This is a genomic window from Candidatus Accumulibacter cognatus, assembly GCF_000584975.1.
Taxonomy (GTDB): Bacteria; Pseudomonadota; Gammaproteobacteria; order Burkholderiales; family Rhodocyclaceae; genus Accumulibacter; species Accumulibacter cognatus.
Window position 1 is genome coordinate 17,042 of the sequence record NZ_JDST02000064.1, and the last position, 13,141, is coordinate 30,182.

The 13,141-nt window shown below is 60.2% G+C and carries 13 protein-coding genes; 6 read left to right on the plus strand and 7 right to left on the minus strand.

What is annotated here, in order from left to right; all coding sequences use genetic code 11:
* Positions 1-7 precede the first annotated feature (7 nt).
* The 3 genes from AW06_RS12430 to AW06_RS12445 form a co-directional block, all read right to left on the minus strand.
* Positions 8-1,879, minus strand: coding sequence for an AsmA-like C-terminal region-containing protein (locus AW06_RS12430; protein ID WP_034950499.1), 1,872 nt, complete (start codon positions 1,877-1,879; stop codon positions 8-10).
* A 1,004-nt stretch (positions 1,880-2,883) separates the two neighbouring features.
* The gene (locus AW06_RS12440; RefSeq protein ID WP_034950503.1) at positions 2,884-3,222 is read right to left on the minus strand and encodes a hypothetical protein; all 339 of its coding nucleotides are present in this window, start codon (positions 3,220-3,222) and stop codon (positions 2,884-2,886) included.
* A 139-nt stretch (positions 3,223-3,361) separates the two neighbouring features.
* Positions 3,362-4,393 (minus strand): PstS family phosphate ABC transporter substrate-binding protein, encoded by a 1,032-nt coding sequence (locus AW06_RS12445; protein ID WP_034950505.1) that lies wholly within the window; start codon positions 4,391-4,393, stop codon positions 3,362-3,364.
* Positions 4,394-4,642: 249 nt separating this feature from the next.
* Between AW06_RS12445 and AW06_RS12450 the strand changes: the two genes are divergently transcribed.
* On the plus strand, positions 4,643-5,395 hold the full coding sequence (locus tag AW06_RS12450) for an SDR family NAD(P)-dependent oxidoreductase (RefSeq protein WP_034950507.1): 753 nt from the start codon (positions 4,643-4,645) through the stop codon (positions 5,393-5,395).
* A gap of 11 nt (positions 5,396-5,406) precedes the next feature.
* Positions 5,407-6,258 (plus strand): pyruvate, water dikinase regulatory protein, encoded by an 852-nt coding sequence (locus AW06_RS12455; RefSeq protein WP_046535405.1) that lies wholly within the window; start codon positions 5,407-5,409, stop codon positions 6,256-6,258.
* A 45-nt stretch (positions 6,259-6,303) separates the two neighbouring features.
* Here AW06_RS12455 and AW06_RS12460 read toward each other — a convergent pair whose 3' ends face one another.
* On the minus strand, positions 6,304-6,624 hold the full coding sequence (locus tag AW06_RS12460; RefSeq protein WP_034950509.1) for an AzlD domain-containing protein: 321 nt from the start codon (positions 6,622-6,624) through the stop codon (positions 6,304-6,306).
* Entirely contained in the window at positions 6,621-7,349 is a 729-nt protein-coding gene (locus AW06_RS12465; RefSeq protein WP_034950512.1) for an AzlC family ABC transporter permease, read from the minus strand. Before AW06_RS12465 ends, AW06_RS12460 begins: the two co-directional genes overlap by 4 nt.
* 221 nt (positions 7,350-7,570) lie before the next feature.
* Between AW06_RS12465 and aroC the strand changes: the two genes are divergently transcribed.
* The 4 genes from aroC (at position 7,571) to ald (ending at position 11,533) form a co-directional block, all read left to right on the plus strand.
* Positions 7,571-8,674 carry a chorismate synthase gene (gene aroC, locus AW06_RS12470; RefSeq protein ID WP_034950514.1) on the plus strand — a complete coding sequence of 368 codons (1,104 nt, stop codon included), beginning with the start codon at positions 7,571-7,573 and terminating at the stop codon, positions 8,672-8,674.
* A gap of 81 nt (positions 8,675-8,755) precedes the next feature.
* Positions 8,756-9,007: a DUF465 domain-containing protein gene (locus AW06_RS12475; protein WP_034950698.1), complete on the plus strand. Its 252-nt coding sequence runs from the start codon at positions 8,756-8,758 to the stop codon at positions 9,005-9,007.
* 46 nt (positions 9,008-9,053) lie between these two features.
* The gene (locus tag AW06_RS12480; RefSeq protein ID WP_034950517.1) at positions 9,054-10,241 is read left to right on the plus strand and encodes an MFS transporter; all 1,188 of its coding nucleotides are present in this window, start codon (positions 9,054-9,056) and stop codon (positions 10,239-10,241) included.
* Between the two features lie 173 nt (positions 10,242-10,414).
* Complete coding sequence (gene ald, locus AW06_RS12485; protein WP_034950518.1) at positions 10,415-11,533, plus strand: alanine dehydrogenase; 1,119 nt, start codon at positions 10,415-10,417, stop codon at positions 11,531-11,533.
* Positions 11,534-11,752: 219 nt separating this feature from the next.
* On the opposite strand, the gene AW06_RS12490 is transcribed toward ald, so the two are convergent.
* Positions 11,753-12,121, minus strand: coding sequence for a hypothetical protein (locus tag AW06_RS12490; RefSeq protein ID WP_034950520.1), 369 nt, complete (start codon positions 12,119-12,121; stop codon positions 11,753-11,755).
* A 66-nt stretch (positions 12,122-12,187) separates the two neighbouring features.
* Entirely contained in the window at positions 12,188-13,132 is a 945-nt protein-coding gene (gene secF / locus AW06_RS12495; protein WP_034950524.1) for a protein translocase subunit SecF, read from the minus strand.
* Positions 13,133-13,141 lie beyond the last annotated feature (9 nt).

Below are 13,141 nucleotides of genomic sequence, written 5' to 3' on the forward strand. Positions count from 1 at the left end.
TCCCTGATCAGTGGTTGGCTGTTTGCGTCAGCGGCGACTTGAGGGGGCCGCTGATCAGGATCGACCGGCTGCTGTGATCAGCCTGGCCGCGCATCTGGACATCCATCCTGCCGCGTAACTGGAGCTTGCGGGTCAGTTCGATCTGTCCAGAGGACTGCATCAGGCCGGCATTCAACGCCAGGCGTGAAAAGAGGAAAGCGTCTGGCGTCACCGTGATGGCGCCGGACAATTCCTCGAAACGGGTCCAGCCGCCCAGCGTTGCTGGCGTGCTCAATGATCGGCGTACTGCCTCGGGAAGATCGATGCCACCCAGCCTGCCACGACGCATCGTAAAGTTTCCGCTGGCCTGAAGTGCAGCGGGTAGGCCTGGCCAACTGGCCGAGTTGGCCGAGAATTTCAGCTTGCCATGCGCCTCGCCCTGGAATTGGCTCCCGATACCCAAAGCTTCGCCGAGTTTCCGGGCATTGATCCGCTCGAACGACAGTTCACCGGCAATTGCCGCTTGCTGTCCATCGCGCAGTATCATCGCCGCGCGCACCACGCCGTCGAAAATTCGCGATTCGAAGCTGTCGATGACCCAATCGCTGCCTTCGATGACCCCCTTCACGTTCAACGAATCAAAAAGAAACGGCGAACCCTGTGCTACCCGCCAGGCGATCGCATCGATCTGAACCGTGAGTCCGCGCTCGCTCGGGTTGAGCTTCAACAGCAGGGCGCGGTCTCGCGAGCGTAGCGAGATCGATTCCAGGTGGTGATCGGTCGAGAGTTCGCAGTGGCCATCCATTTCGTCAATGGCCAGTTCGGAGAACGAGAATGCCGCATTGCTGATCGTCAACTGCTGAACGCCGACCCGGGCTGATGGGCTGGCGACGGAGGCCAGCATTCGCGACAGATTGCTGATCGTCGCGACGGACAGCCTGACGTCGCTCAGTTCAGCCTCCCTGAAGAGAATCTTGTCCGCCCGAAGCGTCTGGAGTTCGGGTTGCAGGCGGACCTCGGCGATCTCAAGCCCCTCGCTTCCCTCACCGAGGCGGACATTAACCAGCAGCAAGCCGGGCCGGGGATAGACACTGACCCGCATACGATCGATCCTGGCAGGCTGTCCGATGCTTTGCGCCAGGCCGGCTTCCACCTCCGGCAGGTAGTTGGCGTAAGGAAAGAACAGGGCCAGAAGAAAGAGCACGGCGCAGAGCGACAGTCCCCCCAGCAGCAGGCCCAGCGACCAGGTCAGAGACCATCGCCGGCGGCCACGCCGGATCGGTTTGAGCGCTGGCTCATCGTTCTCAGTGGCAGGTCGGGCGATCGCCTTCAGACGATCAACAAGCGAGGGTTTCGCCGGTTCGGCTTCGGCGGTTGCCGCCGGTCTGGCAACTGTGGTTTCCTGCTGTGGCTGCAGGGCCGCGCCGGACAGCGGGCCGCCGCTCAGAGAAGGCTGCGGCGTGAGCGAGAGGGGAGCGCGCGAGGGATGGCTTCCCCGACTTTCAGAATCAGGCAAAGGAATGCTCCGGCCTTTCTGGTCGTCGGATACAGGTTCCTCGACGGGTGCGGCAGCGTTGTCGCCAAAAGTGGAGAATTCGGAAACCGCACGGATGGCCGTTGCCACGATGCCTGTAGGTGAGTCCTTGGCGTGCCGCCAGACCGAGTTCTTTTCGATTCTCCGTTCGATGAATCCGTCATGTTCGAGTTCGAGCAGTGCATTCTGGGTAATCGGAGCATTGCCGGTCTTGTCGCATAACTCGGCGACGGTGGCGTTGCCATCGACGAGAATGAGCACCATCCGGACGTTTCGCTGGACGACCCGCGTTCGTTGCAGCATCGCTTCTTCGCCGGCCGGGGTCTTGGCGAAAACCAGATTGGCATCGATCAGATCAGGGTCCATGGTATTGGCAGGGCCGCAGGGTTAATGTGAAAGTCTCGTCGGCGACTGATCACCTTCAGGGAAGGGTCCGGCCGTTGCAAGGATCGAATGGTGCATTGTGCACCTTGTTGGCAGGCGGGAAAAGGCGCAGACGACATGGGCCGGCATCCGTGCTTCGACAGCATAAACGGCCTGGCCCGTTCCTGCACGGCCAATCACCTGCTTGCCGCCCGGATGTTGAGTCGCTGCAATGGGTTTTTGGGCCCACGGGCAGGCTGGCCATTCATTCCGGCAGCGGCGCTGGGTGGTAATGAACGGCCAGCCAGACGCTGGTCTGATCGGGTTGCTCCAGTCCACACTGTGCAGCCGATAAGGCGCAATGCGTAGATTGGCAGGCGAGTCTGGAGGTGGCAGTTTGGCGAACAGATTGTCCATTGGGCGTGAGCGGTGAGTGGTCGATGCGGCAGGCAACAGATCCGAATGGTGAAGAGCGGATGATAAACGCAGCCGATCCCGAAAATTGAAAAATGGCGGTGTTTGAGTTTCAATTGCCACGTGCCTGGCATGTGGTCTGGCGGCTGGAGATTAGCCCAAGCGCTCCGGTGGGCGCTCAGTTCCCGCTGGCGGCCACCAAGTCATGGAGGGGAAATAGGGGAAATAGGGGAAATGACGACGCGCTGTTCAGCATCCTTGTCTGGCAGCGGTTTCGCACCGGGCGCGGCGCGGACGATACTACCGTGGTGCTCCCGCGGGCCTGGGGCGCCTTGCTCGAACGTCTTGACGGTCGGCGACGCGCTCGGCAGCAATCATTCGGTTGCTGCGCTATTTCTTCAACGAATTGCCGAATCTCCTGCCGGCGCTCGACGAAGCTGTCGAATGGGATAATGCCTCCGACGAGAGACCCATCTGCGTGGCTATCGCCGCACTGGCCAAGGTCTTCGCATATGCCAGTCGCGCCGAGATCTGCCTGACTCATCTCGAACCACTGGCCGGCTCAGGCCCTGGTCCTGGTGCGTACCGTCTCGCTATTCGCTTTCCTGGGTCGCAGGTTCTGGAGCGATGACGTCGCGAATCGCTGACTTCAGCTCGCTGCGGTCGAGATGGACGAGCAGCAGGAGACCGGCGCGAATGAGTTCTTCCTTGCTGGCGGAGACGCCCTTGCGCGCAAGTTGCTTTTTCAGCCTGGAGAGATCGAGGAATTCGCTATTGGTCAGGCGTACCTCGCAGCGAACCATCCTTGCGGTTTTCCTTCCCTTTTTTCGGCCCGGCTTCTCGCCGGTTTTTCCGGCCAGCCTTTTCAGTTTGAGTGCATGTGTTGCAGCGGCGATCGGGTCATCGCCGGGAGGAGTGGCTGATGCTGACATTCAAATCTCCGTGACAGGAAGCAACAGGTTCAGGGTTCAACAGCGGTCCATTGTGCGGAAGGATGGCAGGTGTCTCGCTGCGAGTGGGGGTTCCGGAGGGGCTTCGGAGTATTCCAAAGATCTTTGTCTGGGGCAATGCTCAGGAACCGTGCATCAAGGCATCGAGCAACTTGCGCATGTCAACCGGCCGCGGGCGGGCCTTGTTCTCGCCACCGTAAACGCTGCCGACTTTCCGGGCATTGATCCGTTCGAGGTTCTCGCTATACGCCCGTGCCGGCAGCGGCAGGTAGTTCGCTTCGACAACCAGCCGCTCGGCGTTCTTCATGCAGAAATCGACGAAATCCTTGACCGCCGGTTTTTCGAGCGACTTTTCATTGACGTAGAGGAACACCGGACGCGACAGCGGCTGATAGCTGCCGTTGCGAATGTTGGCAACCGTCGGCAGAACGGCTTCCTTGCCGTCCCCGATTGCCACAGCCTTCAGCTTCTTCCCGTTTTCGACGTAGTAGTCGAGGCTCAGATAACCCAGAGCGTCCTTGTCGTCGGCGATCCGCTGCGCCAGCACGGCGTGGTCTTCGGCAGTCTGGACATCGCTGCGGCTGGACTTTGCAGTGCCAACGACGACTTCGGTGAAGGATTCAAAAGACCCCGAGTCGGCACCCGGCGCGTAGAGATTGATCTTCTGGGCCGGCCATGCCGGGTTGAGGTCTTTCCAGGTGTTGATCCGGTTCTGTGCTTCCGGTTCCCAAAGCTTTCTCAGATCGGCAACGCCCAGTCTATTGACGAAGGTGTTCTGTGGATTGACCACGACGGTCAGCGCATCGTAGGCCATCGGCATTTCGTAGAAGCGGACGCCGGCTTTGGCGCAGTCGTCCATTTCCTTTTTCAGGATCGGTCGCGAGGCATTCGAGAGGTCGGTCTCGCCGCGGCAGAACTTCGTGAAACCGGCACTAGTTCCGGAGACGCCGATGTTGACGTGCACTTCGTGCAGCTTGGCCCGCTGGAAATCCTGGGCAACCGCCTCGGTGATCGGATAGACCGTGCTCGAACCGTCGATCTTGACCACGGGCGCGGCGGCGCCCATGGCCAGCGGACTGACCGCCAGAGCCGCAGCAAAAGCGCCTGCAGGAAAAAGCGACGTTGCAATTGAAGCGGACAGATCGCGTGACATGGAAAGTCTCCGTGATTAGAGTTGATCGAAACGATGCAGAGATTATGTGACAGCTTTGTGACGGATTGATGACAGATTGTCTTTGCCGCTCGCCGAAGAAGATCTGCCAGGTTGGCTACAACCGTTCTGGTGGAATCGTCGCCCCTACTCGCACGACCGCACGACGGGCCTGTTTGCGTGCGGAAGCGCGACGCCCGATAATGGGTGCTGGCGCCGGGCCGACAGTCCGGCAGAACTCGGGAGCGTATTATGGATCTATGGGCATGTCCGGCGGTAGTGACCGGGGCGGCATCGGGCCTGGGTGCCGAAACGGCGCGCTATCTCACTGAAGCGGGTGCCAAGGTGGCAGTGATCGACATCGACGCCGAGGGTGTCCAGAGAGTTGCCGACGAGATTGGTGCGCTCGCCATTCCCTGTGACGTCGCCGATGCACGATCTGCAGAGCAGGCGATCGCCATGGCACGCGCGGCGCACGGGGCGGCGCGCGTGCTGGTGCACTGCGTCGGCCGTGGCCACTGCAATCCAATCGTCGGGGTCAGTGGTCCGATGCCACTGGAGGATTTTCGCCAGCTCGTCGAGGTTAACCTGATTTCGACCTTCAACATGATGCGGCTCGCCGCTGCCGACATGGCGGGCCTGCAGCCACTGGCCAACGGCGAGAGAGGCGTCATCCTGTCGACGGCATCAGTCTCGGCCTACGAAGGACAGAGCGGTGAGGCAGCGTATGCCGCTTCGAAAGGCGGCGTCGTCAGCATGATCCTGCCGGCTTCGCGCGAACTCGGTCCGCTCGGTATCCGTGTCGTCGGTATCGCGCCCGGCCTGTTCGGCACGCAGACACTGTTCGATATGGAAAAGAATCTCGACTCGCGGCTGGCGAGGCAGATCCCGTTCCCGCACCGCTTTGGCGATCCCGCCGAGTTCGCGATGCTGGTTTTGCATGTCCTCAAGAATGTCATGATCAACGGCAGCGTGCTGCGCCTCGACGGAGGCTACCATCGCTGAAAGGGTGCGAGATGATGAAGGAGAAGGGACGGAAGGCTGAGCACAGCAGGACCATTGTCCTGTATCTTGTCTCGCACGCCTCGGGCGAGCTGGTCGAGATGCTGGCGCGCAATGCTGTAACCCAACTTACTGGACTCGAGGTGAAACGCCGGCTGTGGAAGATGGTCCGCCACCTCGACCAGGTTCCCGAAATCCTCGGCACATTCGCCAGTTCGCCGGGCTATGTTCTGCACAGCATCAGCCACCACGATATCCGCGAGGCACTTGAGGAAGGCTGTCGTCGGCTCAACCTCCCTTACCAGTTTGCGCTCGAGCCGCTGCTCGGCCGGCTCGCCGGATACTCCGGCGCCACTGTACAGTTTCACAACAGTTCTGGCGACGCTTTTGACGAGGACTACTACCGCCGTGTCGAGGCCATGAAGTACACCCTGGCCCACGACGACGGTATCGGCAGCGATGATCTCGAGGGCGCAGACGTGATCGTCGTCGGGGTGTCACGGGCAACCAAGACGCCGACCTGCATGTACCTTGCTTCGCGCGGCATCAAGGCCGCCAATGTGCCGCTGGTGCCGGGGGCGCCGCCGCCGCTTGCGCTGTTGCATGTGCGTAAGCCATTGATCGTCGGGCTCACCGTGGATCCAGTGCGGTTGGCGATGGTCCGTGCGGCCCGCCTGACCGCTCTGCAGGACGACACCAATACCGACTACGCGGATATTGACGGTCTGCGCAAGGAAGTGCTCGAAGCGCGTCGCCTGTTCATCCGGCGCGGCTGGCCAATCATTGACGCCACCCATCGTTCGATCGAGCAGACGGCGTCAATGATTGTCGAAATGCTGCGTAAACGGGCGATCGAGGGTCATTAGCAGGCGACGGCCCGGCCAAGCATCGTTTCGCAACCGCTAGCGCTGCTAGAAAAAATATCGATGGGCGAAGAACGCCGCAAGACCCATGGCTATCGTCATCAACAGATTGCGCGTGACGATGCCGGCGGCAAGGCTGAGCAGCGCGGCGACCAGGTAGGAGTTGGCAAACGAAACCTGCCACTCGCCATTCGGCAGCAGGACGGCTGGTACGGTGATGGCCGTCAGCACTGCCGGCGGGATGAACCTGAGCGAGACTTCGAGCCACGGCGCCAGGCGAATCCGGTCTGCCACTGCGAACAGAAAATAGCGGATGCCGAAGGTTACGATCACCATCCCGACAAGCATCCAGGCTTCAGCGCCACTCATCGCCGGTGAGCCTTCTGGCGTGCGTCGATGATGCGCTGCGCCAGAAGGCCCGAGGCGATGCCGGCGAAAGCGGAAACGACGATCCCGAGCTTGTAGGGCATCGCCAGCGTGAGCAGCGACGCCGCCCCTGCCGTGAGAACGGAGAGCAGGACAGGGATGGTTTTGACAAAGGGGATGATCATCCCGATGAAGGTTACCGGCATCGCCACATCAAGCCCCCAACTCTGCGCGTCAGGAATGCGGTGGCCGAGCACCAATCCGAGAAAGCACCAGGATTGCCAGTTGAGATACATGGCGATCGACGAGCCGAGCTGGTACCAGTGTTTGCAAGGTGACGAATCGTTCTTTTGAAAGCGGTGCACGGTTACCGCGAAGGTTTCATCGGTCAGCCAGAACGCCAGTGGAATCCGCCATCTTTGCGGTAGCTCCTTGAGATACGGGAGAAGGGTGGCGCTGTAGAGCATGTGGCGCAGATTGACGATCAGGGTTGTCAGCACGATGATCGCGACCGGCGTCTGTGCGGCGACGAGCCCGACGGCAATGAACTGCGATGAACCGGCGAAAACCAGCGCGGACATCAGGATTGCTGCCGCCATCGACAGACCAGAGGTAGCAGCGATGGCACCGTAAATCAGCCCAAACGGCAGCGCGCCGAGTAGCAGCGGCAGCGTATCGCGGATTCCCGAGAGAAATTCGTGTTTCTTATCAGATTCAAGGTGATTCATGGGAGTGGGCTCGCTGAAGTACTCTTTCAACGGTCACAACTAAAGCCTTTTTTGAAGGCTTGGAAGTTCAGGATCAGCAAGGAATTCAGCGCCTTGGCGTGGATGGTATGAGTATCCTGCAGTCAGAATGTGTCAGCTTGGTGATCATCAGGACGAGCTCGGAGAGGGGAAGGTGGCACTATGGTAGACTGCTGTTCAATTTTAACGCTCAAGAGGCCGCCATGTCCGGCAATACCTTCGGCACCCTGTTTTCCGTGACTTCTTTTGGTGAGTCGCATGGGCCGGCGATCGGCTGCGTGGTTGATGGCTGCCCACCTGGACTTGCGATCAGCGAGGCCGATATTCAGGCCGATCTGGACCGCCGCAAACCCGGAACCTCGCGGCATGTGACGCAGCGGCGTGAGCCCGATGCCGTTGAGATTCTGTCGGGAGTCTTTGCAGGTCGGACCACGGGCGCGCCGATTGCTCTCCTGATCCGCAATCAGGATCAGCGCAGCAAGGACTACAGTAACCTCGCCGAGACCTTCCGTCCGGGACATGCCGACTATGTTTACACACAGAAGTACGGTTTTCGCGACCATCGCGGTGGTGGTCGCTCGTCGGCTCGTGAGACGGCGGTTCGCGTCGCTGCCGGGGCGATCGCCCGCAAGTGGCTGGCGGAACGTTACGGGGTTCGCATCTGTGGCTGGATGAGCCAGCTTGGTCCGATCGAAATCCCTTTCGTTGCCACGAGAGAGATCGATGGCAATGCCTTCTTTGCCCCGAACGCGGCCATCATTCCACAACTCGAGGAGTATATGGATGTGTTGCGCAAGTCCGGTGATTCAGTGGGGGCGAAGATCACGGTCACGGCAACGGGTGTTCCACCGGGCTGGGGGGAACCGGTTTATGGTCGTCTCGATGCCGAGATTGCCTATGCGATGATGGGCATCAATGCGGTCAAAGGAGTCGAGATTGGCGCTGGTTTTGCCAGCGTCTCTCAGAAGGGTAGCGAACATGGTGACGAAATGACACCGCAGGGCTTTCTCGGCAATCATGCCGGTGGTGTGCTCGGAGGTATCTCGAGCGGCCAGGATCTGGTCGTTAATCTGGCGATCAAGCCGACCTCGAGCATCCGTCTGCCGCGCCGCTCGGTGACTCTTGAGGGCCAGCCGGTGGTGGTCGCAACCCATGGTCGACACGACCCCTGTGTGGGCATCCGCGCGACGCCGATTGCCGAGGCCATGCTGGCCCTGGTGTTGATCGATCAGGCCTTGCGGCATCGCGCCCAGTGCGCCGACGTGGTCTGCCCGACGCCAGTGATTCCGGCGCATCCGGTGGGGTGACGGGCAGACCTGGCAATGGGTATAATCGCGTTGTCCGGTCACGCATGGGGCGGGCCGGGACCAGCCACAGGGGCGATGATCATGCAAGTTGAGCACCACGACCTTCACCATGAGTTTCCCGAGTATTTGGATTACATTCACTCGCTGAAAACGGCAAGCGAGCAGTTTGGCCACATGTATGACGAGTACCATCAACTGACCAGAGAGGTCGAGCGGCTCGAAGAAGAAGACCTGCCGGTCGACGACTTCACCATCGAGAACATGAAGAAGCAACGCGTGTGGCTGAAGGACCAGATGTACCGAATGCTGGTTGCACACAAGAACGGCGTCTGATTCGATCGAGGCCGGAGTCGTCGGATGCATCCGGTAGAATTGCCGGATGCATGACCTTCCCTATTGGCGACTTTCCGGCTACTACTTCTTCTATTTCGCTTTCGTCGGCGCATTTTCGCCTTATTTCGGGCTCTATCTCCAGTCGCTATCGTTTTCGGCCTGGGACATTGGCCTGCTGATGTCGCAAATGCAGCTGATGCGTCTTTGTGCGCCTTATATATGGGGCGCTCTCTCGGATCGTCTGGAGCAGCGGGTGAGGATCGTCCGTCTCGCGGCCCTGCTCAGCCTGTTCGGGTTTTTGGCTTTTTTTGTCGTGCAGAGCTTTGTGGCGATGCTGGCCGCCATGGCATTGCTGGCGTTTTTCTGGAGTGCCGCGCTGCCGCTGGTCGAAACCGTGACTTTCGACCATCTGCGTGACAAGCCTGGCCAGTACAGCCGCATCCGCCTATGGGGATCGATCGGTTTCATCGTCGCCGTCATGGGAACCGGCGCGCTGCTGGACAGCATGCCCTTGCCCAGGCTGCTGTGGGTGATCGTTGGCACGTTGGCCGGCATTCTGGTCTGCGCGCTGGTGGTTCCCGAAGTGGCGTCGTATGGATCGGCGGATGAACAACTCCCGGTGGCCACGATCATCCGCCAGGCGCGTGTCCGGGCACTGTTTGCCGCGTGTTTCCTGATGTCGGCGGCGCATGGCTCGCTCTATGTGTTCTACTCGATCCATCTCACCGATCATCACTACAGCAAGCTCTTGGTCGGTGGTCTATGGTCGCTCGGCGTCCTCGCCGAAATCGGCGTCTTCTTTTTCATGGTCGCCATGCAGCGAAGCCTTGGCCTGCGGGTCATTCTTCTCATCAGTTTTGCCGCAACGGTGTTGCGTTTCCTGATGATCGGCTGGTGCATCGAGTGGCTGGCGGTGATTATCCTCGCCCAACTCCTGCACGGGCTGACCTTCGGCGCCTATCATGCGGCAGCGATTGCCGCAGTCAACCGCTGGTTTCCAGGGCGCTGCCAAGCGCGCGGACAAGCGCTGTATTCGAGTATCTCGTTTGGCGCCGGCGGCCTGCTCGGCAGTCTGCTCAGCGGCTGGACCTGGGACCGCCTGGGGGCCGGGCTGACTTATACCTTGAGTTCGGTGTTTGCGGCCGCTGGCCTGATCTTCGTCGTGCTTTGGGTGAAACGCAGCGATCTCGATGATGCCTGCGATATACGCCCCTTGCGAATTGCTCGACGTTGATGTGAAAGTCGCGTCAGCCACCCAGGAATCAGCGGTGTTCTGACGGTCTCATGGAAGCCGCTGTGGGCATTGGGGAGATGGCCTGCGGCACCGGGAAGGTGGTCGAAAAAAACGCCGTTCGCTGGAAAATGCCCTAAGATGGTCGGCCCTCAACCACTGGTAAGGAGACAGAGATGCACATCGGTGTACCCAGAGAAATCAAGAACCACGAATACCGCGTTGGTCTGACCCCGTCATCGGTCCGGGAAATGGTCGCCCACGGCCATCAGGTGACGGTTGAAACTGGCGCCGGCAAAGGCATCGGCGCCACCGACGAGGTCTACCAGAAGGCCGGCGCAGTCATTGCACCCACCGCCGCGGAGATTTTTGCCTGCGCCGAAATGATCGTCAAGGTCAAGGAACCACAGGCCGAGGAGCGTGCGATGTTGCGCGAAGGACAGATTCTCTATACCTATCTGCATCTTGCGCCCGATCCGGCGCAGTGTGCCGATCTGGTCAAGAGCGGTGCGGTCTGTATCGCCTACGAAACGGTCACGCAGGCCGGCGGTGGCCTGCCACTGCTGGCACCGATGTCCGAAGTCGCCGGCCGCCTGTCGGTCCAGGCCGGTGCCTACTGCCTCGAAAAAGCGCATGGAGGCATGGGTGTCCTGCTCGGTGGCGTTGCCGGCGTGCCGTCGGCCAGGATCGTCATCCTCGGCGGTGGTGTCGTCGGCTCGAATGCAGCGCAGATCGCAGTTGGCAGCGGTGCCCAGGTGGTGGTTATCGATCGCAACATTGATGTGCTGCGGCGCATGGATCGCCTGCTCGGCGCGCGCGTGATCACTGTCTTTTCCAACCGGGACAACGTTGAGCAGCATGTGCTGCGCGCCGATCTGGTCATCGGTGGCGTGTTGATCCCTGGCGCCGCCGCACCCAAGCTGGTCACTCGCCAGATGGTCGAAGCGATGAAGCCGGGTTCGGTGATCGTCGACGTCGCCATCGACCAGGGCGGCTGCTGCGAAACGGCCAAGGCGACGACGCATGCCAATCCGACCTACCTGGTCGGCAACGTCGTGCATTATTGCGTCGCCAACATGCCGGGCGGCGTGCCGCGCACCTCGACCTATGCGCTCAACAACGCGACCCTGCCTTTTGCACTGCAGATCGCTGACAAAGGCTGGCGGCAGGCGCTCCAGGACGACGAACACCTGCGCAATGGTCTCAACGTCGCCCTCGGAAAAGTCACCTGCCGTGAGGTCGCCGAGGACCTTGACTACGACTATCACGAGGCGCTGTCGGTGATCGCTGGCTAACGGTCATGACTTTTCCAGGCTTCCCGATCATGATCATGATCGGGAAGCCGACAAGAAACCTCACCGTTGGCAGGACTCGGTCTTGCGCCCTGCCGAATCAGTTTGGAATTGTTGAGGAGGCCCCGCCACTCCTCCTGGCACAGGCGCGCAGCACCGTGCGGGAACCGACGAGCCGGATTACAGGCGAGCCGATGGCTCACCTATCCGGAGGCCTGTGGACTACTCGGTATGGGTATATATCCTGCCGCCACAGTTCACGAAACACCGACGATAGTCCTCTTCGCAACGCCAGGTGCTTTCGGTAGCCGAACAATAGCCGCGCTGCTTGTCACACTTCTTGGCATCATCCTTGCTGACAGCACGGGAAATACAGTGACGGTAGGCCGATTCGTTGCGCCGTTCACAGCCTTCCTTTTCCCACTGAGCCCGCTGTATTTCGTTGCCACGGCAGGTCTCCTGAACACCCGCGCAGTGTGTAATGCAGATACGGCCTGAGTCGGTAGCCGGCAAGACATATTCATAACGCGTGCTCGTGCAGGCAGACATGGTGAGCGTGAACAGGGCAAAGACGACGATTTTCAGTTCCATCAAGGGTTTTCGTGAACACATCTTGAAGCAGCTCCGGTCAACGTAAGGCTCGCTCAAAACGGTCATCTAGACGACGGCACCCTCATCATTGGCGCCTTCGATCTGCTTCTTGGGCCTGATGAACTGCTCGCGCGAGACGCCGAGCCACATCACCAGCGGACTCGCCACCAGCACAGAGGAATAGATACCGAAACAGATGCCGATGGTCAGTGCCAGGGCGAAGTAATACAAGGTCTCACCGCCGAAGAGCAGCATCGACAGCACCATCATTTGTGTCGAGGCATGCGTGATGATGGTTCGCGAAATGGTGCTGGTAATCGCGTGGTCGAGCACCTGCGGCGTGGTGAGCCCCCGGACTTTCTTGAAGGTCTCGCGGACGCGGTCGAAAACGACGACCGACTCGTTGACCGAGTAGCCGAGGACGGCTAGTACGGCTGCCAGCACTGAAAGCGAGAATTCCCACTGGAAAAAGGCAAAGAAACCAAGGATGATGATTACATCATGAAGGTTGGCGATGATCGCCGACACCGAAAAACGCCACTCGAAGCGAAAAGCCAGGTAGACGACGATGCCGATGACCACCAGCAAGAGCGCCAGGGCGCCGTTTTCTGCCAGTTCCTTGCCAACCTGCGGGCCGACGAACTCGACTCGACGCAGCGTCGCGCCCGGTGCTTCGGTGGCGAGGGACTGCATCACGGCCTCGCCGATCTTGGCGGTGTTCTGCTCGGCCTTGAGGGGCAGGCGAATCAGGACATCCTGGCTGGAACCGAAATTCTGTACCGAGAGATCGGTGTAGCCCGCCTTGCCAAGGCCGTCACGGACTTTCTCCAAGTTGGCCGCCTGCGCATAGTGGAGTTCGATCAGCGTACCGCCCGTGAACTCGACCGAGAGGTGCAGGCCGCGGCTGAAGAGGAAAAACACTGCCAATAGAAATGTAAATAGCGAGATGACATTGAAAACCAGGGCATGCCGCATGAACGGGATGTCTTTGCTGATCCGGAAAAATTCCATCTGCGTGCT

Excerpts from the sequence above, each read along its gene's own strand:
- secF (WP_034950524.1), bottom strand. The coding sequence starts at position 13,132 with ATGGAATTTTTCCGGATCAGCAAAGACATCCCGTTCATGCGGCATGCC.
- AW06_RS12455 (WP_046535405.1), top strand. The coding sequence starts at position 5,407 with ATGATGAAGGAGAAGGGACGGAAGGCTGAGCACAGCAGGACCATTGTC.
- AW06_RS12480 (WP_034950517.1), top strand. The coding sequence starts at position 9,054 with ATGCATGACCTTCCCTATTGGCGACTTTCCGGCTACTACTTCTTCTAT.
- aroC (WP_034950514.1), top strand. The coding sequence starts at position 7,571 with ATGTCCGGCAATACCTTCGGCACCCTGTTTTCCGTGACTTCTTTTGGT.
- AW06_RS12445 (WP_034950505.1), bottom strand. The coding sequence starts at position 4,393 with ATGTCACGCGATCTGTCCGCTTCAATTGCAACGTCGCTTTTTCCTGCA.
- AW06_RS12490 (WP_034950520.1), bottom strand. The coding sequence starts at position 12,121 with ATGGAACTGAAAATCGTCGTCTTTGCCCTGTTCACGCTCACCATGTCT.
- AW06_RS12450 (WP_034950507.1), top strand. The coding sequence starts at position 4,643 with ATGGATCTATGGGCATGTCCGGCGGTAGTGACCGGGGCGGCATCGGGC.
- AW06_RS12440 (WP_034950503.1), bottom strand. The coding sequence starts at position 3,222 with ATGTCAGCATCAGCCACTCCTCCCGGCGATGACCCGATCGCCGCTGCA.
- ald (WP_034950518.1), top strand. The coding sequence starts at position 10,415 with ATGCACATCGGTGTACCCAGAGAAATCAAGAACCACGAATACCGCGTT.
- AW06_RS12460 (WP_034950509.1), bottom strand. The coding sequence starts at position 6,624 with ATGAGTGGCGCTGAAGCCTGGATGCTTGTCGGGATGGTGATCGTAACC.
- AW06_RS12430 (WP_034950499.1), bottom strand. The coding sequence starts at position 1,879 with ATGGACCCTGATCTGATCGATGCCAATCTGGTTTTCGCCAAGACCCCG.
- AW06_RS12475 (WP_034950698.1), top strand. The coding sequence starts at position 8,756 with ATGCAAGTTGAGCACCACGACCTTCACCATGAGTTTCCCGAGTATTTG.
- AW06_RS12465 (WP_034950512.1), bottom strand. The coding sequence starts at position 7,349 with ATGAATCACCTTGAATCTGATAAGAAACACGAATTTCTCTCGGGAATC.